The following is a 212-nucleotide window of genomic DNA, read 5'->3' as shown; positions in this document are numbered from 1 at the left end:
AGAGTTTCTCTTATGAGTGGTGATTGGATTCCATTGAATTTACCGGCTCAGATGAAATTATTAAACCCAGAGATGGTCGTGATGAGTTTGGGAGGGGCAACTGAAGGAAGTATATGGTCAATATGGTATGAAGTTGATCAAGTGAATCATGATTGGGCATCAATTCCCTATGGTATGGCATTGCCGAATCAGAAAATGTATGTTCTTGATGC

At 40.1% G+C, this 212-nt stretch carries 1 protein-coding gene; it reads left to right on the top strand.

Features of this window, described 5'->3' with window-relative positions; all coding sequences use genetic code 11:
• Nucleotides 1-12: 12 nt before the first annotated feature.
• A partial coding sequence (locus Q0976_RS24150; RefSeq protein ID WP_299497418.1) for a hypothetical protein occupies nt 13-212 on the top strand: 200 nt, incomplete at its 3' end.

This window comes from uncultured Shewanella sp. (assembly GCF_947501665.1).
In the GTDB taxonomy this organism is placed as follows: domain Bacteria; phylum Pseudomonadota; class Gammaproteobacteria; order Enterobacterales; family Shewanellaceae; genus Shewanella.
This window is presented reverse-complemented; position numbering and strand designations above follow the sequence as displayed.